The organism is Chryseobacterium sp. (assembly GCF_019236175.1).
Classification (GTDB): Bacteria; Bacteroidota; Bacteroidia; order Flavobacteriales; family Weeksellaceae; genus Chryseobacterium.
This window is the reverse complement of sequence record NZ_JAFAJM010000006.1, coordinates 87,681-109,767: the sequence shown is the minus strand read 5'-3', so window position 1 is coordinate 109,767 and position 22,087 is coordinate 87,681. Positions and strand designations below refer to the sequence as shown.

Below are 22,087 nucleotides of genomic sequence, written 5' to 3'. Positions count from 1 at the left end.
TCTTCAAGAGAATACTATATATATTTCTAACATAGTCAATAAAACGTAAAAAGATAAATTATGTCTGTTCACTCTGAAATTAAAAAAGTTACGACTGAAACCTTGCGTAAAATGAAATTCGACAAGGAAAAAATAACAATGCTTACAGCCTACGATTTTACCACGGCAAAAATGGTAGACGCAGGCGGGGTAGATGCTATTTTGATTGGAGACTCTGCAGCAAATGTAATGGCTGGTTTTGAAACTACATTACCCATTACCTTAGAGCAGATGATCTATCACGCTCAAAGTGTGGTAAGAGGAACTGACAGGGCTTTGGTTGTGGCAGATTTACCATTTGGGACCTATCAGAGTAATCCGGAAAAAGCATTAGAGTCTGCGGTAAGAATGATGAAGGAAGGAGGAGCTCATGCGGTAAAAATTGAAGGAGGGAAAGAAATTTCAAAATCAATCAAGAAAATCATCAATGCAGGAATTCCGGTAATGGGACATTTGGGGTTAACACCTCAGTCAATCTATAAATTCGGGACCTATAAAGTAAGAGCAAAAGATGAAGCTGAAGCTGAAAAGCTGATTGCTGATGCACAACTTTTGGAAGAATTAGGATGTTTCTCTGTAGTATTAGAAAAAATCCCTGCTGATTTGGCTAAAAAAGTTACAGAAAGCATTTCTATTCCTACTATCGGAATCGGTGCAGGAGCAGATTGTGACGGCCAGGTTCTGGTATACCATGATATGGTAGGAATGAACAAAGGATTCAGTCCAAAATTCCTGAGAAGATACCTTGATCTCTACACTGAAATTACAGGAGCTGTTTCCCAGTATGTACAAGATGTGAAAAACGTAGAGTTTCCTAACGAAAATGAAAGTTATTAAATAATACATGAATAATCAACAACAATCTCTTCAGGGAATTTTATCTATTGCAGCACTGATCTGCCTTGCGGTGGGCTGGTTTAATTTATTCACACCGGAAATTAATCATCTGCTTTCCAGAAAGGTCTTTTATATTCTGATCGGGGCCAGTTTCTTTATTCAGGCACCTATGCTTACGAATAAGAATTTTGTATACGGAATGTATGCGGCGGCCGGAATTTGTGTAATAGGTGCATTTTTACCTGAAAGTTCTAATCTTGCATGGGTGAAGACATTGGGGCTTCTGGCCGGAATTATACTATCACTGTCCAATAGAAACAGATAGGCTGAAAGCTATGAAGGAGCAGATTGTATATGAAGATAACCATCTTTTGGTGATTAACAAAAAAGTCGGACAGCTTGTACAGGGCGATAAAACCGGTGATGAATCTCTATTGGAATCCATTAAGAATTTTATTAAAATAAGAGATAACAAGCCGGGGAATGTTTTCCTTGGCCTGGTTCATCGTATAGATCGTCCCACATCAGGCCTCGTAATCTATGCTAAAACATCCAAGGCGCTTTCCCGTCTTACACAGATGGTGAAAAACCGCGAGGTCAAAAAAACCTACTGGGCAGTAGTAGGAAAAGAAATGATTCCTCAAAGTCAGCGGCTGGTTCATTACCTGAAGAAGAACGAAAAAAATAATAAAGCAATCGTTTTTCCTAAAGCTACCGAAGGAGCAAAAGAAGCCATTCTTACCTACCACATTATTAAAACGCTGGAGAATTATATGCTTCTTGAAATTGATCTTGAAACCGGAAGACATCATCAGATCCGTGCCCAGCTATCAAAAACAGGAGTGCCGATCAAAGGAGATCTTAAATACGGAGCACCCCGTTCCAATCCGGATGGCGGAATAAATCTTCATGCGAGAAAATTGGAGTTCATTCATCCTGTTACCAAAGAAAAAATTGAAATTACAGCTCCCGTCCCACAAAATGATGCGGTATGGAGAGCATGCGAAGAATAGACGAAAACATTAACTATTTCAACACAGTATATCAAAAAAAATAAAACAGACCATCTCTATCATGAGGTGGTTTTTTGTTTTAATCCAATATTTGATTTTGCCTGTTCTGAAAAAATACCTAACTTCGGCCCATACTTTAGGGGTGTCTGTGAAACAACAGACTGAGACTTTACCCTTTGAACCTGATCTGGATTATACCAGCGTAGGGAAAAGTAGATGACTTTTGCTGTACATTCTATTGTACAATAACAGCCATTCCTAAAGTGTATTTAAATTATTAGGAATGGAGCTTATAATTAACCACACCCGAAAAACATTTGATGTACTTCCTGAAAATCTGGAGGCACTACTGGCTATGGAATTACCCGGAAAAAAGAAAGGTATTGCCGTAGCTCTCAACAATCGCATTATTCCGCTGTCAGCCTGGGCGGAAACACTCCTTAACAACAAGGATTCAGTTTTAATCATCACCGCTACTCAGGGCGGATAATTCTCATATTTAATACCAATACTTATGGCTCATTCAATTACGTGTTCGCCATTTCCGAACTCCAAGAAAATTTATGTTGAGGGGAAAATACACCCTATTCATGTAGCAATGCGTGAAATACAGCTTAGTCCAACCAAACTTACCAACGGAGGTTTTGAGGATAATGCTCCTGTAACGATCTATGATACTTCAGGTCCTTATACTGACGTCAATGCAGAAATTGATATTCAGAGAGGTCTTCCAAGAATCAGAGAACAATGGATTCTGGACAGAAAAGATGTTCATGTCCTGGGAGGAATCACTTCAGAATATGGAAAAGCACGCTTAGCAGATCCGCACCTTAACGAATTGCGCTTTTCATATGATCATAAGCCAAAGGTGGCACAGGACGGAAAAGAACTCACTCAGCTGTATTACGCGAAGCAGGGCATTATTACTCCTGAAATGGAATATGTAGCGATCAGGGAAAACCAGAAGATAGAACAACTTGAATCTGTTTCCCGGGAAATGGCTTTTCAGCATACCGGAAATAGTTTTGGGGCCAATACTCCTAAAAGTAAAATTACCCCTGCGTTTGTACGAGATGAAATTGCAGCCGGAAGAGCTATTATTCCTAATAATATCAACCATCCGGAAAGTGAACCGATGATTATCGGACGTAATTTTCTGGTGAAAATCAATGCTAATATAGGGAATAGCGCCGTTTCTTCAAGTATCGAAGAAGAGGTGGAGAAAGCAGTCTGGGCCTGCAGATGGGGAGCCGATACCATTATGGACCTTTCCACAGGAAAAAATATCCACGAAACCAGAGAATGGATTATCAGAAACAGCCCGGTGCCAATTGGAACCGTTCCCATTTATCAGGCGCTGGAAAAAGTGAAGGGAGTTCCTGAAGATCTGACATGGGAAGTTTTCAAAGATACTCTGATAGAACAGGCAGAGCAGGGTGTTTCTTATTTCACAATTCATGCAGGGGTTTTACTGCGCTATATTCATTTGACTGCTAATAGAGTAACGGGTATCGTATCCAGAGGGGGATCTATTATGGCGAAATGGTGTCTTTTCCATCACAAGGAAAATTTTTTATATACGCATTTTGAGGAGATCTGTGAGATCATGAAAAAATATGATGTCGCATTTTCTCTTGGAGACGGCCTTCGTCCCGGTTCTATTGCTGATGCCAATGATGCCGCTCAGTTTGCAGAACTGGAAACGCTGGGTGAACTGACTAAAATTGCCTGGAAGCATAATGTACAGGTAATGATCGAAGGACCGGGACATGTTCCCATGCATATGATCAAAGAAAATATGGATAAGCAGCTGAAGGAATGTCACGAAGCCCCATTCTACACACTCGGCCCCCTGACTACAGATATTGCGCCGGGATACGATCATATTACTTCAGGAATCGGAGCCGCCATGATCGGGTGGTTTGGTTGTGCCATGCTTTGTTATGTAACACCGAAGGAACATCTTGGACTTCCGAATAAAGAGGACGTAAAAGTAGGAGTGATTACCTATAAATTAGCAGCCCATGCTGCAGATCTGGCCAAAGGACATCCCGGAGCACAGTACAGAGATAATGCTTTAAGTAAGGCCAGATTTGAATTCAGATGGGAAGATCAGTTCAATCTTTCACTGGATCCGGATACCGCAAGAGCCTATCATGATGAAACACTTCCGGCAGACGGAGCAAAAATTGCTCATTTCTGTTCCATGTGCGGACCCAAGTTTTGTTCCATGAAGATTACTCAGGAAATCCGGGAGTCTGCTGAAAAAGGAATGCTGGATAAATCACAGGAGTTTATTGAAAAAGGAAAAGAAATTTATATATGATCCTTGTTATCACTTCTGAATTTACCGTTCCGAATGAAACGACTGTTATTAATCAAATGTTCGGAGAAGGGCTGGATGTGCTCCATGTCCGTAAACCTCTGATCAGCCGGAATGAAATGATTGATTTCCTCTGTAAAATTGATGAAGCTTTTTATCCTCGGCTGGCCCTGCATACCCATCATGATCTCGGAAAGGATAATCGTATTTCAAGAATTCATTACAGGGAAGCAGACAGAAAAGAAAAGAAATATAAGCCTTGTAAGGACGGAAAAAACATCATTTCAACTTCTGTACATGATATTTCAGCTTATAATACATTGGAAAAAGAATGGGAGTATGCTTTTATCAGCCCGTTCTTTCCCAGTATTTCTAAAAAAGGATATGGTGAAAATTCAATGGTGATGAAAAATATCGGACAACGCAATAATCCGGATGTAAAACTGATTGCTTTAGGAGGAATTCATCCGGATAATATTCAGCAGGTCCTGGAGACAGGAGTGGATGGTGTCGCTTTATTAGGAGCAATCTGGGGAAATGACAATCCGCTATCTGTCTTTAAACAATGCTTAAAGCTCTAACTATTTATATCTATGGAAAAATTACAATACATATCCCAGGGAAATACAAAAAAAGAACAGGAACTGAATATCCGTAAAGCTCTGGATCATGGGATACAATGGGTGCAAATTCGCTGGAAAAATGCTCCGGAAAAAGAATTAATATCCCTGTGTGAGATTTCTAAGCGATTATGTTCTTCATATCAGGCCATATCTATCATCAATGATCATGTGTACCTGGCTAAAGAAATTGATGCAGACGGAGTTCATTTAGGGCTGGATGATCAGTCTGTGAAAGAAGCAAGATCAATTTTGGGAGATCATAAGATCATAGGAGGAACGGCCAATACTTTGACGCATGTTCTTCAGAGATTGGATGAATCCTGTGATTATATTGGTCTAGGGCCTTTGAGATTTACATCAACAAAGGAAAAACTGAGCCCTGTTCTGGGTTTTGACGGATATCGGGCAATTATAGAAAGTCTCAGAGGAAAATCACTGCCGGTCCCAAAGATATTTGCTATTGGCAGCGTGACGGTTGAAGATATTTTAACGTTACGGCAAATCGGAATTTATGGAGTTTCGGTGTCGGGAGAAATTACAAAGCAACCCACCGTCATTCATGAATTTAAAAATGCAATGATCTGAAACGGTATTAAAAATGTTAGGATCATCAACGAATAAGAAAATGAAGGGTTAAAAAAATATTTAGATATGGATAATCAAAAATTAGTAATAGCAGGCAGAACTTTTGAATCGAGATTGTTTTTAGGAACGGGGAAATTCGGGAGTCTTCAGGATATGGCAGCATCTGTAATCGCTTCAGAAACAGATATGGTAACAATGGCGCTGAAAAGAATTGATGCTCAGGCTCATGAAGAAGGATTGCTGGATTCATTAAGAGAAACCAGCGTTCATCTTCTTCCCAATACATCCGGAGCAAGAACGGCGAAAGAAGCGGTATTAGCTGCACAACTGGCAAGAGAAGCTCTGGAAACAAACTGGGTGAAGCTCGAAATCCATCCGGATCCGAAATATTTACTACCTGATCCCATTGAAACATTGTATGCTACTGAAGAACTGGCAAAGCTGGGCTTTATAGTAATGCCTTATATTCATGCTGATCCGGTTTTGTGTAAACGGCTTGAAGACGCAGGAACAGCCGTCGTAATGCCTTTAGGAGCCCCTATCGGAACCAACAAAGGCCTCAGAACCCAGGATTTCCTGGAAATTATTATCAGCCAGACTAATGTTCCCGTTGTCGTAGATGCAGGAATAGGAGCGCCTTCAGATGCGGCAAAAGCTATGGAACTGGGAGCAGATGCAGTACTTGTTAATACTGCCATTGCTGTAGCAGGAAATCCGGTGAATATGGCTGTAGCCTTTAAAGAAGGTGTTATTGCCGGAAGACGGGCCTTTGAATCAGGGTTAAGTGCAATAGCTCATCATGCAGAAGCATCAAGTCCGCTTACTTCGTTTTTATTTGAATAAATCAGAATCATGAGAAGTTTTAAAGATGTTTTTGAAAAATATCAGTGGAAAGAAGTAAAGAAGAAACTGGATCAGGTAAGCCTGTCCGATGTTCAGACGAGTCTTCAGAAGAAAAATAAAACACTGGATGACTTTCTCAATCTGCTTTCTCCGGCGGCAGCTCAGGAACTGGAAAAGATGGCAGGGATGACCCGGGCTTTAACTCAAAAGAGATTCGGAAAAACCATTCAGCTTTATGCTCCGTTGTATCTCAGTAATGAATGTCAGAATATATGTACTTACTGCGGTTTCAGTCTTGATAATCAGCTGAAAAGGAAAACACTTTCCGATACGGAACTGATGATAGAAGCCTCCGTCCTGAAATCTATGGACATTAGTCATGTACTGCTGGTCAGCGGAGAAGCGAATAAAATTGTAGGGGTACCTTATTTTCAGAATGCTGTCCGTAAATTAAAACCTTATTTTGCCAATATCTCCATAGAGGTACAGCCTTTACTGGAAGGTGAATATCAGCTTCTTCACGAAGAAGGAGTTCATTCGGTTTTGGTGTACCAGGAAACTTATCATGAAGAGGTTTATAAAGAATATCACCCGAAAGGAAAGAAATCTAATTTTCATTTTAGATTAGATACTCCGGACAGAATAGGAAGGGCAGGGATTCATAAAATAGGTCTCGGCGTTTTACTGGGACTTGAAGACTGGCGTATTGACAGCTTTTTCAATGCTCTCCATATCGATTATCTTCAAAAACAGTACTGGAAGAGCAAATTCTCCGTTTCCTTTCCAAGGTTGAGGCCGGCGGAAGGTATTATTGAACCTAATTTTATTATGGAAGATAAAGATTTATTACAGTTGATCTGCGCGTACAGAATCTGGAATGAAGATCTGGAAATTTCAATTTCTACAAGGGAAAATGAAGTTTTCAGAAATAATATTGTGACCCTTGGGGCTACAGCAATGAGTGCCGGTTCCAAAACAAATCCCGGCGGATATGCTGTTGATAAAGAATCTCTGGAACAATTTGAAACCAGTGATGAACGTAGCATGGAGCAAATCAGAGCTGTGATCAAAAAAGCAGGTTATGATCCTGTCATGAAAGACTGGGATTCCGTATACAGCGGAGTTTAATAAAGCCATTTGGAATGAAAAACGAAGATACTTTTAAAAGATACAGCCGTCAGATATTTATAAATGAAATCGGTCTGGAGGGACAAAAAAAAATTATAGCTGCAAAGGTCCTTGTCATTGGGGCCGGAGGACTTGGAAGTCCTGTTATCCAGTACCTGGCGGCGGCTGGTGTGGGAACGCTGGCTGTTATGGATTTTGACCATGTGGAGCTCCATAACTTAAACCGGCAGATCATCCATACTGAAACCGGGATTGGGAAATTAAAGATAGAAAGTGCAGAACAGTTTGTGGAGCAGCTCAATCATCAGATTCATTTTATAGGAATTGGTCAGAAAATAGATGGTTCCAATGCCGTGGAGATCATTTCTCAATATGATATTGTGGTGGATGGATCTGATAATTTTACAACAAGGTACCTGATGAATGATACCTGTGTTAAATTGGGAAAAGCGTTGGTCTATGGAAGTATTCTGGGATTCTCAGGACAAGTTGCTGTATTTAATCATGACGGAAGTAAAAATCTCAGAGATCTGTTTCCCGAGCCTCCTGTTGAAGAGATGCCCGATTGTGACAGTCTGGGGGTATTAGGTGCTTTGCCGGGAATCATTGGAAGTATGATGGCACTTCAGGCGCTGAAACTTATTGTCGGATTGTCTGTTAACGTAAATCAGCTTACCCTGATGGATGCTTTAGAATGGAGATTTCAGACATTGGATTTTTAGCCAGGTTTTTCTATTCAGCCAAAACCTGGTATTGCTAATAAAAAAGGCGGTAATTTCTTTACCGCCTTTTGTATGATGTACAAAATTACTGTCCCTGCTGCATTACTCCGCCATTATCTTCTTTTTTAGTGCTGTTCAGAATATTTGGATCCTCCTTGGCCAGTTTATTTCTGGTAGGAATTTTATAGTTGATGGAAATACCGAAATTCCTGGAGTCATATTTGGTTCTTATCAGGACCCTTTCTCCCTCAGGTGGGTTGGAATAAGCCTGCATCACCTGACTGTTGAAAATGTCATTGGCAAATACGGAAACCGTCAGACGTTTATCCATAAACTTCTTAGTCAGTGTAATATTGAGGGAGTTGTTGAATGGCTTATCTGCTGTAAAGTAAAAATATCCTCCTTTGGGTGTTAGGTAGCTGTAATTTACATTCATATTGATTTCCTTTGGAAGAATAATCTGGGTCATTACATTAAAGATCCAGAACCCTCTGTTGTTGAGGTTGTCAATATCGTGTTTCTGATATCCTGCATAGAGATACATAAAGTTGATTTTATCAGGGTTGAAATCAAACTTCATGATTTCGCTCATCGGCTTGCTGAAGATCATAAACGGAATAGGAAGTCCCACATTGAAATTGTGAATCCTCATACTGGAGATATTGATCTGCTGGTTATAAAGATTTTTGCCGTCTTTTCTGATGATCTGTGCCACCTGATTGCTTGCCGAGCTTACGCTGTATCCGATAAAGGCATAATCGAAAGCAGAAATTTTCAGCTCATAGTTATCAAAGATTGTAGGCTGAAGGTTCGGGTTACCGGTAATCTGTGTATTAGGTCCGCCGAATGTTGTGTTATTCGGGTTTAATGCTGAAATACTTGGCAGGCTGATTTTTTTATTATAATTAGCCGCTACATAGACCTGTTTCATCATATTATACTGGATACTTGCATTCGGAAATAATTTAAACTTATTAAATGGTGTTAAATTATCCTGAACGAGCTGTTTATCTTTGATATATCGGGTAATTCCGTAAATATCATAGTTTTCGGCTCTTGCTCCTAGTGTAAAATCAAATTTTTTGAGCTTTGCCTGGAACTCCAGATAAGTGGATGCAGTCTGTCTGTGATACTCCAGGTTGGTAATTCCGAAACTGTCCGTATCATAGTCCTGTCTTTCATATAATCCTCCGGCGCTTACTTTCCCTCCGTCAAGAAGCTTGATGGGCTGGGCGTAATCCACTTTGAGGTTGGCTATTCTCATATCGGAATTGTTATTGAGTACATTTCCCAATGTTGAAAAATTATGGTCTGTGGAAGGGGGATACATCTTATCTAAAAGCAGGTTGTTCTGAGCAAACTTGCTGGTGGATTTTGTGTATCCAAACTGGAAATCCAGTTTTTGAGACTTATCACTGAATCGCTTCTGATAGGTTACAACAGCTTCCTGTCTCAAAGTACGGGTGTTGGCATTGTCCGCAGAATTAAAATTATAGTCTCTGTAATAATATCCGTCAGGTTTTGTGTTATCAAGAACTTTTTCTATCGCAGAACCGTTACTTTGGGTTGAGTTGTCATTATTGTTGTGATAGATATCGTAATTCAGTAATAATCTGTCCTGTCCGAGTTCAAAAGTGATTCCGGATTTCGCAAAATATCCTCGTGCATACCTGTCTGTATTTGAATATAAAAGCTGGTCCTGTTGGGTATTGAGCATGCTTTCACGGTAATTTTGGCCCACGTTCAGCTGCCACCCGAAAAATTTGTTTCTGGCATTGAGGTTCAGTGAGTTGCTTACCCTGTTTCTGTATTTGTCGTAGTTGGTAAACGTATAATTTCCGGAATAGGTTGCCGTCAGGTATTTATTGGCATTTTTATTCGTAATGATATTCATAATAGCACCTCCGGAAGTGGCCGGAAATTCCGCTCCGGGTTGTGTGATAACTTCAATTCTTTCTACTGAATTGGCAGGCATTCCTTCCAAAAAAGAGTTGAGGTCATTAGAAGTAATGTTTAACGGTCTTCCGTTAAGATAAACATCCAGCATTTTTCCCTGATACATCATTCCCGCAATGTCTGTTGCGACAAGTCCCGGAAGTTTTTTTATCCCTTCCAGAACATTCCCGTTGTTCAGTTGAGGCTGTTCCGAAAAGTCAAAAATAGTACGGTCGGCTTTTTGTTCAACGGCTTTTTTAGTTTTGGTAATGACAACGCCGTCAATTTGTTTTTCTTTTGGTTGATTATTGCTTTTTTCCTGTGAAAAAATAAACACAGAACTTAAAAACGATAAAGTGAGTATAGTTTTTTTCATAAGCTTTTTACTACTACTCGGTTAGACGCCAAAAAATAATTTTTGTTACAACTTAGGTAAATATTGACTTGATTTTTTATTATAAAAACCCCGAAACAATCGAAGTTGGAAGGGCGGAAAATAATTTTAATTAAATATAAAATGAAAAATATTAAAGTAAAATTAATTGAGTTGCCGTCTTGTACTATGTAAGCAATTAAACATATAAACAATTGATAATTAAAAAGTAAATCCGGATCTGCTTTGTCTTACATCAAAAGAAATAATATGTAATATCAAACAAAATGAATAACAAAATAAAATTTATTCTGCCGAGATTATTAGGATTAACGGTATTGGCAGGAGCAGCAGTATTGATCTTATCCATCATTTTCAAACTATTGCTGGCAGGGCTTGTATTAGCCGGGATCGGAACATTTGTTGCAAAGATGATCGGTAAAAAACGGGAAAAACAAATGAGATATGGGAAGGATATGATAGAATTTCTTCCTTATCACAACAAATATTCACAACAGGAAAAAACATTTTCACCCGTGGTTAAAGAAAACCTAGCCATTATTCCAATCCAATAAACAATCATTATATAACACCTATCAAATAATTAGATCATGTATACACAACACAATCATACACACCACCCATTCGGGAAACAAGGACAATGCGGAGCTTTTGACAAAAGCGCTTTCGGAAAGAAGTTTAAAGAACATTTTATAGCAGGCAATCAAACGCTAAAAGAAATGTTTGACCGGAAAATGAATCAGCATAAACCTGTCAATATTATCGAAAATGAGGATAATTTTACGGTACAACTTTATGTTGCCGGTTTAGAGAAAGAACATTTCACGGTTTCCGTAAAAGATCAGATTCTTATCATTTCTTACACTCAGGAAGATCAAATACCAAATTCAAAAATTGTTTATCAGGAATTTTATGCGGATTCTTTTGAACGTAGATTTCAGCTGACGGATAGAGTTTTTGATGATCAGGTTTCAGCAAAATATGAAAATGGAGTTTTAGCAGTGGTCTTACCTAAAAATCCGGAAAAGAATAAACCGGAGCAAAGAGTAAATATTATCTAATCATTCCAGTTTATTAATAGAAAACAAAGCCTCATAAGATTTGTGGGGCTTTATTATTATATAGCTTTCCCATATTGATCAAAAAAAGACGACTTCCGATAGAAGCCGCCTTTTTTTATTAATCGATCTAACAATTAATTTTATTTTTCCTGTTGTTTAATTAAGTTCAGCGCAGAGCCTGCCTTAAACCAGTCAATCTGCTGATCGTTATAAGTATGATTAGCCATGATAATGTCTTTAGTTCCGTCTTTGTGAACGAATTCTAAGGTCAGTTGCTTTCCTGGAGCAAACTGATCAAGGTCTAAGAAGTTAACCGTGTCATCTTCCTGGATTTTATCATAATCAGCCTCATTGGCGAAAGTGATTCCTAACATTCCTTGTTTTTTAAGGTTGGTTTCGTGAATTCTCGCGAACGATTTTACCAGTACAGCTTTTACTCCAAGGTGTCTTGGCTCCATAGCAGCATGTTCTCTTGAAGAACCTTCACCATAGTTTTGGTCTCCTACAACGATGGTTGGAACTCCTGCAGCCTTATAAGCTCTTTGTACAGCAGGAACTTCACCGTACTCACCTGTTAATTCATTTTTAACATGGTTGGTTTCCATGTTATAAGCATTTACTGCTCCGATTAACATATTGTTTGAAATATTATCAAGGTGACCTCTGTATTTCAACCAAGGTCCCGCCATGGAAATGTGGTCGGTAGTACATTTTCCGAAAGCTTTGATCAATACCTTAGCTCCGGTAATATTTTTACCGTCCCAAGCCGGGAATTCTTCTAACAACTGAAGTCTGTCTGAAGTAGGGCTTACATTCACAACAACACTGGAACCATCTGCTGATGGAGCCTGATATCCGTTGTCATCTACGGCAAATCCTTTTGCAGGAAGTTCGAAACCTTTAGGTTCATCCAGTTTTACCTGCTCACCGGCTTCGTTTGTTAAAGTATCCGTAATCGGGTTGAAATCTAATCTGCCTGAGATAGCTACTGCAGCTACCATTTCCGGAGAAGCTACGAAAGCGTGGGTATTTGGGTTACCATCAGCTCTTTTCGCAAAGTTTCTGTTGAAAGAGTGGATGATGGAATTTTTCTCTCCTTTTTCAGCACCTTCTCTGTCCCATTGTCCGATACATGGCCCGCAAGCATTGGTAAAGATTCTGGCGTTTTCAAATTTTCTGAAAGAATTTAAGAAACCGTCTCTTTCTGCGGTAAATTTCACCTGCTCAGAACCAGGATTGATTCCCAAAATGGCTTTAGGTTTCACTCCTTTAGACACCGCATCTTCTACAATAGAAGCAGCTCTTGATAAATCTTCATAAGAAGAGTTGGTACAAGAACCGATAAGAGCCCATTCAACTTCTAAAGGCCATCCGTTAGCTTCAGCTTTAGCTCTGAATTCAGAAACAGGAGTTGCCAAGTCAGGAGTGAAGGGTCCATTCAGGTGTGGAGCCAGTTCAGAAAGATTAATTTCGATTAACTGATCGAAATATTTTTCAGGGTTTGCATAGACTTCAGCATCACCTGTTAAGTGCTCTGCAATTCTATCAGCTGCGTCCACAACATCTTGTCTTCCCGTTGCAGATAAATATCTTCTCATTGAATCATCATATCCGAAAGTTGAAGTCGTAGCTCCGATTTCAGCACCCATGTTACAGATGGTCCCTTTACCTGTTGCAGAAAGAGATTCCGCACCTTCACCAAAGTACTCTACAATACATCCTGTACCTCCTTTTACGGTAAGAATTCCTGCTACTTTCAGGATTACGTCTTTAGCGGAAGTCCATCCGCTCATTTTACCGGTTAATTTAACCCCGATAAGTTTAGGCATTTTAAGTTCCCAGGCCATTCCGGCCATTACATCTACTGCATCAGCACCTCCGACACCGATAGCGACCATTCCTAGTCCGCCGGCATTTACCGTGTGCGAGTCAGTACCAATCATCATTCCTCCAGGGAAAGCATAGTTTTCCAATACAACCTGGTGAATGATACCTGCTCCGGGTTTCCAGAATCCGATTCCGTATTTATCACATACAGAACTTAAGAAGTTGAATACTTCTGAGTTTTTGTTGATACCTTCCTGTAAATCTTTATCAGCACCTACTTTTGCCTGAATCAGGTGGTCTGCGTGAGCGGTTGAAGGAACAGCTACTTTAGCTTTTCCTGCCTGCATAAACTGCAAAAGTGCCATTTGTGCTGTGGCATCCTGCATCGCAACTCTGTCCGGTGCAAAGTCCACATAAGAGTTTCCTCTTTCATATTCCTGTGTAGCATTTCCTTCCCAAAGATGGGTGTAAAGGATTTTTTCTGAAAGGGTAAGAGGTTTTCCCACAATTTGTCTTGCCGCAGCAATTCTTTCCGGGTAACGCTCGTACACTTTTTTGATCATATCAATATCAAAAGTCATATCTAATTGTAATTTTTATTTCTTTTCATTACGTCTCTTACCCTGTTGGGAATAGAAACTCTGTTTTTATTTACATCAAAAAACGTTCCTATAATCCTTAAACAGGGATAATTATAGTGATGAAATCAAGTGATTTTATCACTTTCAATTTAAGAAAAAATAGAATTTATTTTCTTGATTTATCGCAAAAAAAATAGTATATCCCTTAAAATAGAAACATTCTAAACAAAAAAATTGAAAGATCTTATATCCTAAAGGAATAAAATCTTTCAATTTATATTAATTTCTTTCAAAAGTCTTATGACTTAAAGCTAAGCTCTGTTAGTGAGCGTGTGTACTTGTCAGTTCTTTGATAGAAGGAACAAAAGTGGTAAGGTCGATGCCTTCTACAGCTGCCTTATACTCTTCAATACTTGGAATTCTACCAATGATTGCGGATAAAACGACAACCGGAGTAGATGCCAGTAAAGATTCTCCCTTTTTACGTTCAGAATCTTCAACCACTCTTCCCTGAAATAGACGGGTGGAAGTTGCTAAAACAGTATCTCCTTTAGCTGCTTTTTCCTGATTACCCATACAAAGGTTACATCCCGGACGCTCAAGGTACATTACATTTTGATATTCTGTACGGGCTTCTCCTTTCGGAGCGTTATCATTAAATTCAAAGCCGGAATATTTTTCTAATAATTCCCAGTCACCCTCTGCCTTTAATTCATCAATGATGTTATAGGTAGGTGCTGCTACTACAAGAGGAGCATTGAATTCTACTTTTCCTTGTTGCTTTTCAAGGTTTCTCAACATTTGAGAAACAATCTTAAGGTCTCCTTTGTGAACCATGCATGATCCAACGAAGCCAAGATCTACTTTTTTCTCCCCTCCGTAATAAGAAAGATCTCTGATGGTATCGTGAGTATATCTTTTAGAAACATCGTCGTTGTTTACATCCGGGTCAGCAATCATTGGTTCTACGATTACATCAAGATCTACAACTACTTCAGCGTAATATTTAGCATTGGAATCAGGAGTAAGAGCCGGTTTTTCACCAGATCTGATCTCTTCAATCCTCTTGTTTGCTTTATCAATTAATCCCTGAAGAACCTTATTGTGGTTATCCATTCCTTTATCGATCATGATCTGGATTCTGCCTTTAGCAATTTCCAATGATTCGATTAGGGTATTATCTTCAGAAATGTTGATAGAAGCTTTAGCTTTCATTTCAGCAGTCCAGTCTGTAAAGGTAAATGCCTGGTCAGCTGGAAGCGTTCCGATGTGAACCTCAATGATTCTTCCCTGGAATACGTTCTCCCCTCCGAATTGCTTCAACATCTGAGCTTGTGTAGCATGAACAACATCACGGAAGTCCATGTGTTCTTTCATATTTCCTTTGAAAGTTACTTTTACAGATTCAGGAATTGGCATGGATGCTTCTCCGGTAGCCAGTGCAAGAGCAACTGTTCCTGAGTCGGCTCCGAAAGCAACTCCTTTAGACATTCTGGTATGAGAGTCACCACCAATGATGATGGCCCATTCATCTACTGTAATATCGTTAAGAACTTTATGAATTACGTCTGTCATGGCGTGGTATTCCCCTTTCGGATCACGGGCAGTAATCAGACCGAAATCGTTCATAAATTTCATCAGCTTAGGAATGTTAGCCTGGGCTTTTTTATCCCATACTGAAGCGGTGTGGCAACCAGACTGGTAAGCACCGTCAACGATTGGAGAAATTACTGTTGCTGCCATGGATTCAAGCTCCTGAGAAGTCATAAGGCCCGTTGTGTCCTGAGAACCTACGATATTCACTTTTACACGAACATCTGATCCTGCATGTAATACTTTACCCGGTGTAGAACCCACAGCATTTCTGTTGAAGATTTTCTCTACCGCTGTAAGTCCTTGTCCTTCATTAGAAATTTCTTTTGACGGAGCAAAAACCTGAGGAGCTTCTACTCCTAAAAGTTCTGCGGCGAATGTTTGAAGCTTTTTACCAAATACAATCGCATAAGATCCGCCAGCTTTAATGAATTCCATCTTTTGCGGTGTGAAAGATCTGGTAAGATCAATTAATTCCTGATCTCCGTTATATAATTTCTTTTCTTTTGTATTAATTGTTAAAACAGTTCCTGTAGCTACTGAATAAGCTTCTTCAAGAACTACTTCACCGTTTTCATTGCGAACAACGTTTCCGTTTTCATCTACTTTTTTCACCCAGTTTTTAAGGTCGATTCCGATACCTCCTGTAACGTCTACCGTTGTAAGGAAAATCGGAGAAATACCATTAGTTCCTCCAACAATCGGAGCAAAGTTTACGAATGGTACATAGGGGCTGGCTTGTTTTCCTGTCCAAAGAGCAACATTGTTTACTCCCGACATTCTTGAAGAACCTACTCCCATTGTTCCTTTTTCAGCAATAAGCATCACGCTTGCATCAGGATATTGTGCCTGCAAAGCTTTAATTTCTTCCTGAGCTTCAGGAGTGATCATACACTTTCCGTGAAGTTCACGGTCTGATCTTGAGTGCGCCTGATTTCCCGGAGAAAGTAAATCCGTTGAAATGTCACCTTCACCTGCAATATAAGTAACCACCTTGATTTCTTCAGCTACTTCAGGAAGTTTTGTGAAGAATTCGGCTTTTGCGTAGCTTTCGATGATTTCCTGAGCGATTTCATTACCGCTGTTAAAGGCATCCCTCAGACGGGTTGTGTCTGCTTCATAAAGGAAAACCTGTGTTTTAAGGACTTTCGCCGCTTCTTTAGCAACTGCAGCATCATTTCCTAAAGCAAGATCCAGTAATACTTCAATAGAAGGACCTCCTTTCATGTGAGATAATAATTCAAAAGCAAAAGCCGGAGAGATTTCTTCTACTACGGATTCACCCAGAATGATTTCTTTTAAAAATTTTGCTTTTACACCTGCTGCACTGGTAGTTCCCGGTAAGGTGTTGTAGATGAAAAATTTAAGAGAATCCGATCGGTCTGCACTCTCTGAATCTTTAATTTGTGCGATGATTTCGCTTAGTAATTCAGCACCATCAATTGGCTTTGGATGAAGCCCCTGGTTTTTTCTTTCTTCAATCTCTTTGATGTAATCCTTATAAATATTCATAATAGAAGTCTTTCACTCTTAAAGGCAGATGTATAAAACAGCGATGAATGCTGTCACTTTTTACCGGAACTGTGCAATACAATAATAACATTTTGATTTTTCGCAATTTAATACGCAACATGAACCGGAGTAAAGTCAGTATAATCTACACTTTTTTTAAAAGTTTTAAAATTATTAAACAATTCAAAATGTTCCCCAAAATTACGAAATTTTACTATTTTATGAGAATGAAATTATTTAGATTCTTTATAAATATGAATTTTATAATATCTATTTTTGGTCGTATTTTTGCAGGCAAATGATGAATATGAAAAATATCCTTAACGTTTTGTGTGTTTTTATTTCGATATCCGTTTTCTCGCAGACTCAATCTGTGAAGAAAATTAACGTTAAAAATGTGTCAAAAACCACGATGAAAAAGGGAATTGCAACGATTAAGCCTAATCCTGATCTGGTTGTTATTTATAAAGATCTTCCGGTACTTATCCCTAAAAAAAAGGGGGATAAATTCGGATATGTAAATCAGAACGGTAAATGGATTATTCAGCCCGAATATCATATTGCCGTATTTTTTTATGAAGACTGTAACCTTTTGAACTCTCCTAATGAAAAGGTCAGAAAATTCGGAACAGATCAATATGCAACCGTTGAAAAAGATATGATTTCTTACAGAATTGACCAGACCGGAAAGAGAGTCTATCAATTCAAAGATGCAGATTTCGGGAAATGTAAATTTGAAGAATACAAACAGCAGCCATTTCAGGCCTATGTTTTAAATGGTTTTTACGGAGTGATTGAAAAATCAAAATTTGTGAATGAAGCTGATTACAGGCAATATCAGATTTATCCTCAGTATCAGTATCTGTACATCATGGAAGGAAATGATGTGACCAATCCTATGATTGTAGCATCCATCAACGATAAATTCGGAGTAATTGATGTGAATAACAAGATTATTATCCCTTTTGAATATTCCAATATCAAGCGTAATTTCAGCTGGAAACTTGGAAAAATGTTTGAAGTGACCCAAGACGGGAAAAATTATTATTACATTGATGCTCGCAACAAAGAATACTAAGAAGGGATGACTTATTGATAATAATTCATATTTTATGAAATATTTATTTCGGGATATAATATATTGAATATTAATTGAATATCTGGTATTTGCAAGCCGGAATGCTTCACTTGATGGATCTCATATATTTTTTGTAATTTTGCCGCTGAAATAAAGGGGTGCTTTAACAGGCTGAGATTATACCCGATGAACCTGGAACGGATAATGCCGTTTAGGGACGCCCAGGCTCTGCCATGAGCCGGAATTGTATAATATCTTATCGATCCCCTTTTATTCATTAAATGTTAAAATTTATAGAATGAAAGGATTATTTTTTTTAGGGCTTACCGTAGGCTCTGTGGCCTTTATCCAGGCTCAACATAAAGATTCTCTGAATACCAGGGAAATTGAAGCGGTCAACTTTACCAAAAGACTTCCTGTAGCAAAAGAAATTATTAACGTTCAGAAAGATCTGGACGGTAAAAATCTCGGACAGGATCTTCCGGTTCTTTTAAAAAATCAGACGTCAATCATTTCTACCTCAGATGCCGGAAACGGGGTCGGATATACCGGTTTCAGAATTCGTGGAGTATCAGGATCAGCAATTAATGTTATGATGAACGGGGTTCCTTATAATGATTCCGAAAGCCAGGGCACATTTTTTGTCAATGTTCCGGATTTAACAAGTTCTGCCTCTCAGATTGTCATTCAACGGGGTGTGGGGACTTCTAATAATGGGGTTTCAGCTTTCGGGGCAAGTATCAATGTGATTTCAAGGGAACCCGAAGAAAAGTTTTACTTTAAAACAGACGATAGCTACGGTTCTTTTAATACCTACAAATATTCTGCAGAAGCAGGTTCCGGAAAGTTCTGGAAAAACCGTCTTTCGGTCATGGGTAGGTATACCCGTATTCATTCTGATGGATATATAGACAGAGCTTCTTCCGATTTACATTCGTATAATTTCACGGCCCTGTTTGAAGAAGGAAAAACCAAATTGCGTTTAATGGCTTTTGGAGGAAAAGAAAAAACATATCAGGCCTGGAACGGAATCAGCAGGGATATGTGGGAAACAGATCCTAAGTTCAATATTTCTGGCGCCATCTATGATGCCGGTTTTGAAAATATCGTCGGCTTCTATAATAATGAAACGGATAACTACAGACAGAACCATTATCAGTTGCTTTGGGAGCAGAAATTTGATGACCGCTGGAATCTGGAAACCACTTTTCATTATACCAAAGGAAAAGGGTATTATGAAAATTATAAACAGGGAAGTTCTTTTTCAAAATATAATCTGCCTGATATCATTGAAGGTGGCCAGATTATTAAATCTTCAGATTTTATCAGAAAAAAATGGCTGAATAATGACTTTTACGGAGTGGTTTCAACATTGTACGGAAAATTTGAAAATCTTGATCTGAACTTTGGAGCCGTTGCTAACCAATACTATGGCAGACATTACGGAAATGTCACCGGCGTATTTTATCCTCAGATTGATGAAAGTGAATACTACAGAAATCGCTCTGTGAAGAATGAGGTTTCCGGTTTTGCAAAGGCGCTGTTTAGAATGAACAATTTTGAATTCTTCGGTGATCTGCAGCTTAGAAGTATTAATTATAACACTAAGATTATCATGGCCGGAGATAAAGAAGGAGCCAATCTCGATAAAAACTGGCTGTTTTTTAATCCAAAAGCAGGGGTGAATTACAGAATCAATGGTGGAAAGGTCTTTTTATCTTATGCCCATGCCCATCGTGAACCGAACAGAGACGATCTGATGGCAAACAACGAGGTTAAGCCAGAAAAACTTCATGATTTTGAAGCCGGTCTGGAAAAGCAGTTCGGTTTTTTATCAGTGACTGCGAACGTGTATTATATGTATTATGTGAACCAGCTGGTACTGAACGGAGAACTTAATAACGTAGGGGCATTTATCAGAACCAATTCGGGAAAAAGCTACAGAAGAGGAATTGAAGTAGGGGCATTGGCAAAACTATCCAAACAATGGGAAGTTTCAGGAAACCTGAGTCTGAGTCAGAACAGAAATGAAGACTTTAATATTCAGAACGGAAATGTACCTGTAAGTCTGGGCAATACGCAGATTTCATTCTCTCCGAATGTGATTGCGAATCTGGGATTAAAATTCAATCCAAATAAAAACTTCCAGTTTGCCCTGATGAATCAGTATGTTGGGAAACAGTATCTGGATAATACGGAAGATAAAAATCTTCAGCTGAAAGATTATTTCCTTACAGATTTTAATGCACAGTATCAGTTTAAAATTGCTAATAATGATATTGCTTTAAAATTGCTGGTAAATAATCTTTTTAATAAGAAATATGTTAATAACGGATCTGTTTATGAAGGGCAGCCTTATTATTTTTCACAGGCGGGCACCAATTTTATGTTTGGAATCAGCTGGAAGATTCAATAACGGATCAGAAGAAAACTATAAATGTTAAGATTGGAAAGAAGATGAAGAGGATCATTTATAAATTCGCTATTTTATCTTTTTACCTTTTAATTATTTCATACGGGTATTCCTTTTTACTACAAAATAATCAAAAGACTGTTTCGGCAGTCTTTTTTATATCAGATTAAATGTCTTAAAAAGTCATGAAAAAGTTATAAATTTGCCACCAAATGAATATTTCAGCTTACATTTTAGAATACTTGAAACAATTTGGAACTGCTACAGTTCCAGGCTTTGGCGTATTTTCTCTGAAAAATTCTAAGGCAATTATCAATTCTGAAAACGGAAGTATTCTTCCTCCGGCCAGCCAGATTGATTTTACCATAGATTATGAAGTACAGTCTGATGAACTGACCGCTTTTATAGCAGCACAAAAACAAATGTCTTTGGAAGCTTCAAGAAGTGATTTAAAAATCCAGACTGATTTTTGGAAGAAAAAACTTCAGGCAGAGCAAGTTCTGGACATCCAGAGTCTTGGGACCATTTTCATAGAAGATGGGCATACCCATTTTAAAGGAAAAAGAATAGAATCAGGCCACCCGGATTTTTACGGATTGGAAGAAATTCGATTCTCAGACATTAATAATGGCGAAAAAGTAAATGCTTCAGAAAATCGTGAAAAAGATTATAAATTCAGGAAAACAATTCTCTGGATTTTCCTTCTTCTTATTCCGGTTTTAGGAATCTTATACTTTGTATTTACTAATCAGGAATTTATTTTTGGAAAAAAATCCTTTACTAATGTTTCTGTACAGACTTCTACCCACAGAATTGTAAAAGACACTGTAAAAGTAGTAGCCCATACTCCGGAATTACCGGTTTCTGATTCTCTGAAAAAAGATTCATTAACAAAACCAGCCGTAAAAGCAGTGAAATCTGCTCCGGCTCCCCGAAATAACACTAAGACTAAATGGCAAAAATAAAAACAGCGTCAGAATCCCTGACCATTATGACTAATATCGTTCTTCCGAACGAAACAAATTCTTTAAGAAACCTTTTTGGAGGTGAGCTTTTAGCAAAAATGGACCGTTGTGCGTCTATCTCTGCAGCAAGACATTGTGAGAGAAGAGTAGTGACGGCCTCTGTTAATCACGTTTCTTTTAACCATCCGATTCCTGAGGGGGGCGTTGTGGTACTGGAGTCTAAAGTGTCCAGAGCATTTTCTACTTCCATGGAAGTCTATGTGGATGTATGGTCAGATGACCCGATTAATCAGAAAAAAATTCATACCAATTCAGGTATTTATACTTTTGTTGCTGTAGATGAATTTAACCGTCCGATTCCGATTCCGGAAATGATTCCTGAAACAGAAGAGGAAAAAGAAAGATTCGCTGCTGCATTCCGAAGAAAAGAGCTTTCTTTAATTCTTTCTGGAAGAATGAAGCCGCTGGAATCCGTGGAACTTAAAAAATTATTCCAGGAGCCGCAGGAAGAACCACAGGTTTCTAAAAAAGATAAAAAATAAAAACAAAATGCTTTTAATACTGGACTTCCAAATTAAAAGCATTTTATTTTTATATTCATACAATAGAATTAAG

The 22,087-nt window shown here is 38.6% G+C and carries 19 protein-coding genes and 1 riboswitch; of the genes, 16 read left to right on the top strand and 3 right to left on the bottom strand.

The window, feature by feature from the left end:
* Positions 1-60 precede the first annotated feature (60 nt).
* The 10 genes from panB to JO178_RS06215 all read left to right on the top strand — a co-directional run bounded on the left by panB (position 61) and on the right by JO178_RS06215 (position 8,113).
* The gene (gene panB, locus JO178_RS06260) at positions 61-876 is read left to right on the top strand and encodes a 3-methyl-2-oxobutanoate hydroxymethyltransferase (protein WP_291933176.1); all 816 of its coding nucleotides are present in this window, start codon (positions 61-63) and stop codon (positions 874-876) included.
* Positions 877-883: 7 nt separating this feature from the next.
* Positions 884-1,201, top strand: a complete 318-nt coding sequence (locus JO178_RS06255) for a hypothetical protein (RefSeq protein WP_291933174.1) — start codon at positions 884-886, stop codon at positions 1,199-1,201.
* A 10-nt stretch (positions 1,202-1,211) separates the two neighbouring features.
* On the top strand, positions 1,212-1,889 hold the full coding sequence (locus tag JO178_RS06250; RefSeq protein ID WP_291933172.1) for an RluA family pseudouridine synthase: 678 nt from the start codon (positions 1,212-1,214) through the stop codon (positions 1,887-1,889).
* A 128-nt stretch (positions 1,890-2,017) separates the two neighbouring features.
* Positions 2,018-2,115, top strand: a riboswitch (TPP riboswitch).
* Between the two features lie 57 nt (positions 2,116-2,172).
* Entirely contained in the window at positions 2,173-2,379 is a 207-nt protein-coding gene (gene thiS, locus JO178_RS06245) for a sulfur carrier protein ThiS (protein WP_291933171.1), read from the top strand.
* A 24-nt stretch (positions 2,380-2,403) separates the two neighbouring features.
* The gene (gene thiC, locus JO178_RS06240) at positions 2,404-4,215 is read left to right on the top strand and encodes a phosphomethylpyrimidine synthase ThiC (RefSeq protein ID WP_291933169.1); all 1,812 of its coding nucleotides are present in this window, start codon (positions 2,404-2,406) and stop codon (positions 4,213-4,215) included.
* Entirely contained in the window at positions 4,212-4,793 is a 582-nt protein-coding gene (locus JO178_RS06235; protein WP_291933167.1) for a thiamine phosphate synthase, read from the top strand. The genes thiC and JO178_RS06235 overlap by 4 nt, the downstream gene beginning before the upstream one ends.
* A 12-nt stretch (positions 4,794-4,805) precedes the next feature.
* A complete protein-coding gene (locus tag JO178_RS06230) occupies positions 4,806-5,420 on the top strand; it encodes a thiamine phosphate synthase (protein ID WP_291933165.1) in 615 nt (204 codons plus the stop codon).
* A gap of 66 nt (positions 5,421-5,486) precedes the next feature.
* A complete protein-coding gene (locus JO178_RS06225; RefSeq protein WP_291933163.1) occupies positions 5,487-6,263 on the top strand; it encodes a thiazole synthase in 777 nt (258 codons plus the stop codon).
* A gap of 9 nt (positions 6,264-6,272) precedes the next feature.
* Positions 6,273-7,391 carry a 2-iminoacetate synthase ThiH gene (gene thiH / locus JO178_RS06220; RefSeq protein WP_291933161.1) on the top strand — a complete coding sequence of 373 codons (1,119 nt, stop codon included), beginning with the start codon at positions 6,273-6,275 and terminating at the stop codon, positions 7,389-7,391.
* 14 nt (positions 7,392-7,405) lie between these two features.
* Entirely contained in the window at positions 7,406-8,113 is a 708-nt protein-coding gene (locus JO178_RS06215; RefSeq protein WP_291933159.1) for a HesA/MoeB/ThiF family protein, read from the top strand.
* A gap of 85 nt (positions 8,114-8,198) precedes the next feature.
* On the opposite strand, the gene JO178_RS06210 is transcribed toward JO178_RS06215, so the two are convergent.
* Entirely contained in the window at positions 8,199-10,424 is a 2,226-nt protein-coding gene (locus tag JO178_RS06210) for an outer membrane beta-barrel family protein (protein WP_291933157.1), read from the bottom strand.
* 284 nt (positions 10,425-10,708) lie between these two features.
* Here JO178_RS06210 and JO178_RS06205 point away from each other — a divergent pair, with 284 nt between their 5' ends.
* The gene (locus JO178_RS06205) at positions 10,709-10,996 is read left to right on the top strand and encodes a hypothetical protein (RefSeq protein ID WP_291933156.1); all 288 of its coding nucleotides are present in this window, start codon (positions 10,709-10,711) and stop codon (positions 10,994-10,996) included.
* A gap of 36 nt (positions 10,997-11,032) precedes the next feature.
* Positions 11,033-11,503: an Hsp20/alpha crystallin family protein gene (locus JO178_RS06200; protein ID WP_291933154.1), complete on the top strand. Its 471-nt coding sequence runs from the start codon at positions 11,033-11,035 to the stop codon at positions 11,501-11,503.
* A 140-nt stretch (positions 11,504-11,643) separates the two neighbouring features.
* Here the strand turns inward: JO178_RS06200 and JO178_RS06195 are convergent, their stop codons facing one another.
* Together JO178_RS06195 and JO178_RS06190 are read right to left on the bottom strand one after the other, a co-directional pair.
* Positions 11,644-13,911 (bottom strand): aconitate hydratase, encoded by a 2,268-nt coding sequence (locus JO178_RS06195; protein WP_291933152.1) that lies wholly within the window; start codon positions 13,909-13,911, stop codon positions 11,644-11,646.
* A 321-nt stretch (positions 13,912-14,232) separates the two neighbouring features.
* Entirely contained in the window at positions 14,233-17,016 is a 2,784-nt protein-coding gene (locus JO178_RS06190; RefSeq protein WP_291933150.1) for a bifunctional aconitate hydratase 2/2-methylisocitrate dehydratase, read from the bottom strand.
* Between the two features lie 412 nt (positions 17,017-17,428).
* Here JO178_RS06190 and JO178_RS06185 point away from each other — a divergent pair, with 412 nt between their 5' ends.
* The 4 genes from JO178_RS06185 to JO178_RS06170 all read left to right on the top strand — a co-directional run bounded on the left by JO178_RS06185 (position 17,429) and on the right by JO178_RS06170 (position 22,014).
* Positions 17,429-18,094, top strand: a complete 666-nt coding sequence (locus JO178_RS06185) for a WG repeat-containing protein (protein ID WP_291933148.1) — start codon at positions 17,429-17,431, stop codon at positions 18,092-18,094.
* A 298-nt stretch (positions 18,095-18,392) separates the two neighbouring features.
* Positions 18,393-20,510 carry a TonB-dependent receptor gene (locus tag JO178_RS06180; protein WP_291933146.1) on the top strand — a complete coding sequence of 706 codons (2,118 nt, stop codon included), beginning with the start codon at positions 18,393-18,395 and terminating at the stop codon, positions 20,508-20,510.
* Between the two features lie 209 nt (positions 20,511-20,719).
* Positions 20,720-21,472: a hypothetical protein gene (locus tag JO178_RS06175; protein WP_291933145.1), complete on the top strand. Its 753-nt coding sequence runs from the start codon at positions 20,720-20,722 to the stop codon at positions 21,470-21,472.
* Complete coding sequence (locus JO178_RS06170; RefSeq protein WP_291933143.1) at positions 21,460-22,014, top strand: acyl-CoA thioesterase; 555 nt, start codon at positions 21,460-21,462, stop codon at positions 22,012-22,014. The genes JO178_RS06175 and JO178_RS06170 overlap by 13 nt, the downstream gene beginning before the upstream one ends.
* Positions 22,015-22,087: the final 73 nt, after the last annotated feature.